A 3,625-nucleotide genomic window follows, 5' to 3' on the forward strand; every position below is an offset into this window, starting at 1 on the left:
TGCGGCCTGGCAGAGCCAGTTCCGCGGGTGTTCCCGCATGGCCTGCTCCGCGGCCTTCGGATCGGAAGCGTTGCGTCAGTTTCTTTTCAGCGCACGGGCGTCGTCACCACGCCCGGTGCGGCCGGCGGCGGCGAGTCCATCGGCGGCAGCGGCACGTGCGAGCCCTCGGTGGGCGTGGCCTGCGGCGGCGCGCCGGTGCCGCCCGGCACGGCGGTGGCGCCCTCGTCGATGAACTCGAACACTCGCACCACCTTCACCACGCCCGAGATGCCGCGCGCGATGTCGGTGGCGCGGTCGCCTTCGCGGCGCGTGACCAGGCCCATCAGGTAGACCGCGCCGCCCTCGGTCACGACCTTGATCGAGTTGGCCGGCACGTCGCTGGCGTCCAGCAGCGAGGCCTTGACCTTGCTGGTGATGTAGGTGTCGTTGGAGCGGCGCCGGATGTCGAGCGCCGGGCCGACCACCACCTCGTTGACCACGTGGCGCACGTTGGGCGTGGTGCGCACCGCCTCGCCGGCGCGGGCCTTGTCCTGCTCGCTGCCCACGGTGCCGATCACCAGCGCCGTGCGGTTGAAGCTGATGACGGTGACGTTCATCTGGTCGTTGGCGATCTCACGGATGCGCGCGGCGGCACGCAGCTCGATGGCCTGGTCGTCCAGTTGGGCGCCGGAGCTGCGGCGGTCGGTGGCCATCAGGCCCACCCCGGCGGCGGCGGCGCCGCCCACCACCAGCGGCACGCAGGCCGAGAGCGCGCCGGCCAGCGTGCAGGCCGCCAGCGCCGCGGCGGCCAGGCGCAGCGGCGCCGTCGAACGGGTGCGAAGGGTCGTGATCGTCATGGCGAAACTTCCTGTTCTCCGAGTAGTTGGGCATCCACCGCGTCGCACAGGCAGTGCAGCGCGGTGAGGTGGACTTCATGGACGCGCAGCGGCCGCTCGTGCGGCACGCAGACCTGCACGTCCGTCTCGCGCAGCGCGCGGCCGACGGCGCCGCCGGCCCCGCTGCCGACGCCGCCGGTCAGGGCGATCACGGTCATCTCGCGCTCGTGCGCCGCCGACACCGCCGCCAGCACGGCGGCCGACTCGCCGCTGGGCGTGAGGGCCAGCAGCACGTCGCCCGCCTCGCCCAGCACGCGCACCTGCCGCGCGAAGCCCTGGGCGTCGGCGGCAGCGCGCGTGTCGGCCTGCGGGTCGCTCAGCGGGCCGTCGATGGCCAGGGCGGCCAGCGAGGGCCGCTCGCGCTCGAAGCGGCCGACGAACTGCGCGGCGAACTGCGCGGCCAGCAGGCCGGACACGCCGGCCCCGCAGGCCAGCACCTTGCCGCCGCTGGTGACGCAGGCCAGCAGCGCCTGCACGGCCTGCACGAGCGGCTTGCTCAGCCCCGGACCACCCTGGTACTTGAGGTCGGCGCTGTCGATGAAATGCTGCTGGATGCGAAGCTCGAGCATGTTGGCGGGCGATGATAGCGGCGGGCCCTGCAACCAAACGTGCAGGACGGCGCCGCGCATGCGTGGAATGGAGCGCGATGCTGCGTGCGAGGTTCCCGGCTTGGGGGCGGCCTCATTCCGCGTCGAAGGCGGCGCGCAGCCAGGTGATGCCCGTGGGCTCCACCAGCACCGCGTCGAAGCGGCAGGGCGGCGGCGAGGGCAGGCGCAGCAGGTAGTGCCGCGCGGCGAAGACGATGCGGCGGCGCTTGGCCGCGCCGATGCTGGCCGCGGCGCCGCCGTGGGCCGCGCTGCCGCGGCGCCGCACCTCGACGAAGACCAGCGTGCCGCCGGGCTCGCGCATCACCAGGTCGATCTCGCCGCCGCCGCGGCCGGGGGTTCGATAATTGCGCGCCAGCAGCGCCAGGCCGGCAGCGCGCAGGTGCGCCAGCGCCGCGTCCTCGGCGGCGTCGCCCAGCGACTTGGTCGTGGCGCGCGCGGCGCCCGCGACGACGCGAGACAGAAAACCCATCGTGACCTCCCTGACTTCCAGCGCCTCCTTCGGCGCCGCCCTGCAAGCCGCACGCGAGGCGGCGGGCGCGCAGCATTATCCGGGGGGCACGCTCTACGCCGTCGCCACGCCGATCGGCAACCTGGCCGACATCACGCTGCGCGCGCTGCACGTGCTGCAGATCGCCGACGCGGTCGCCTGCGAGGACACGCGCCACACGCAGCAGATGCTGCGCGCCTACGGCATCGAGCGGCCCGCCGCGCAGCTGCTGGCGGTGCACCAGCACAACGAGGCCGAGGCGGCGCAGGCGGTGGTCGCGCGGCTGGCCGCGGGCCAGCGCATCGCCTTCGTCAGCGACGCCGGCACGCCCGGCGTGAGCGACCCCGGCGCCCGCCTCGCCGCCGCCGTGCGCGCGGCCGGGCACCGCGTGCTGCCGCTGCCCGGCGCCAGCAGCGTCACCACGCTGGTCAGCGCCGCCGCCCTGGTGGACGACGCGGGCGGCGCCTTCGTCTTCGCCGGCTTCCTGCCGTCGCGCGGGCAGGAGCGCGAGGCGGCGCTGCGGCTGCTCGCCGCCGAGCACCGCGCCGTGCTGCTGCTGGAGGCGCCGCACCGCATCGAGGCGCTGGCGCAGTCGCTGGCCGCGCTGGGCGAGCGCCCCGTCACCGTGGGGCGCGAGCTGACCAAGCAGTTCGAGGAGATCGCCACGCTGCCGGCGCAGGAACTGGCGGCCTGGCTGGCCGCCGCGCCGCAGCGCACGCGCGGCGAGTTCGTGCTGGCGCTGCACCCGCTCGCGCGCCCCGCCGCCGGCGGGGCCGAGCCGGCGCTGGACGCCGAGGCCGAGCGCGTGCTCGGCCTGCTGCTGGCCGAGCTGCCGACCAAGGGCGCGGTACGGCTGGCCGCGCAGATCACCGGCGCGCCGCGCAATGCGCTCTATGCGCGGGCGGTGGCGCTGCAGCAGGCGGCGCCGGACGCCTGAGCATTCAGAGGTCGAGCTCGGGATAGCGCCGGAAGATGCCTTCCTCGTTGAAGGCGATGCGCCGCGGGCTGCGCAGGTAGGCCGCCACGCGGGGCACGGCCTGCACGCGGTCGTGCAGCTGCACCACGGACGGCGTGCGGGCGAGTGCCCGCTTCGCGGCCTGCGGGAAGGCATGGCGCAGCCCGGCCACCAGCTGGAACAGCGACAGGTCGGCATAGCTGAGCGCATCGCCCACCAGGTGCGCCGGGCCGGCCGGGTTGCGCACCAGCACCTGCTCGAACCAGCCGAGGTACTTGGGGATGCGCTCGCGGCAGAAGGCGCGGCTGCGCTCGATCGCGGCCTCGCGCTGGTCCTCGTAGTACATCGACACCGACAGCGGGTGGTGCGTGTCATGCGCCTCGGCCACCACGTCGGCGACGGTGAGCTGGAGCTGCTGCGTCCACACGCGGTCGGCCTCGCCCTCGGCCACCAGCCCGAGCCGCGGGCCCAGGTAGAGCAGGATGGCGGCCGTCTGGCCCACCACCACGTCGCCATCGATCAGGAAGGGCGGCGCGAAGGAGGGACGCGGGTTGTGCGGATCGCCCAGCGTGCGCATCAGCGCGTCCTCGCCGCCACCATGCCCGGGCGGCTCGCGCGCCACGTCCACGTAGGGCGCGCCGGCCGCCTCCAGCGCCAGCCGGACGAACTCGCCGCGGCCCTGGATGGTGGGCCAGTAGTG

Annotated in this window: 5 protein-coding genes; 1 reads left to right on the top strand and 4 read right to left on the bottom strand. The window is 75.0% G+C overall.

The window, feature by feature from the left end; genetic code table 11:
• Positions 1-86 precede the first annotated feature (86 nt).
• From ACIY1X_RS25490 to ACIY1X_RS25500, 3 genes are all read right to left on the bottom strand, one after another.
• The gene (locus tag ACIY1X_RS25490; protein ID WP_399686235.1) at positions 87-836 is read right to left on the bottom strand and encodes a BON domain-containing protein; all 750 of its coding nucleotides are present in this window, start codon (positions 834-836) and stop codon (positions 87-89) included.
• Positions 833-1,444, bottom strand: a complete 612-nt coding sequence (locus ACIY1X_RS25495) for an SIS domain-containing protein (protein ID WP_038200166.1) — start codon at positions 1,442-1,444, stop codon at positions 833-835. The genes ACIY1X_RS25490 and ACIY1X_RS25495 overlap by 4 nt, the downstream gene beginning before the upstream one ends.
• 112 nt (positions 1,445-1,556) lie before the next feature.
• Positions 1,557-1,952: a YraN family protein gene (locus ACIY1X_RS25500; RefSeq protein ID WP_399686237.1), complete on the bottom strand. Its 396-nt coding sequence runs from the start codon at positions 1,950-1,952 to the stop codon at positions 1,557-1,559.
• A gap of 1 nt (position 1,953) precedes the next feature.
• Between ACIY1X_RS25500 and rsmI the strand changes: the two genes are divergently transcribed.
• Entirely contained in the window at positions 1,954-2,907 is a 954-nt protein-coding gene (gene rsmI / locus ACIY1X_RS25505; protein WP_399686240.1) for a 16S rRNA (cytidine(1402)-2'-O)-methyltransferase, read from the top strand.
• Between the two features lie 4 nt (positions 2,908-2,911).
• On the opposite strand, the gene ACIY1X_RS25510 is transcribed toward rsmI, so the two are convergent.
• The coding region (locus ACIY1X_RS25510) for a glutathione S-transferase (protein WP_399686243.1) at positions 2,912-3,625 on the bottom strand (714 nt) is incomplete at its 5' end.

The sequence above is a fragment of the Xenophilus sp. genome (assembly GCF_044462705.1).
GTDB classification, from domain to species: Bacteria; Pseudomonadota; Gammaproteobacteria; order Burkholderiales; family Burkholderiaceae_C; genus Xenophilus; species Xenophilus azovorans.

Coding starts and splice junctions, on each gene's coding strand:
- ACIY1X_RS25495 (WP_038200166.1), bottom strand. CDS start 1,444: ATGCTCGAGCTTCGCATCCAGCAGCATTTCATCGACAGCGCCGACCTC.
- ACIY1X_RS25490 (WP_399686235.1), bottom strand. CDS start 836: ATGACGATCACGACCCTTCGCACCCGTTCGACGGCGCCGCTGCGCCTG.
- ACIY1X_RS25500 (WP_399686237.1), bottom strand. CDS start 1,952: ATGGGTTTTCTGTCTCGCGTCGTCGCGGGCGCCGCGCGCGCCACGACC.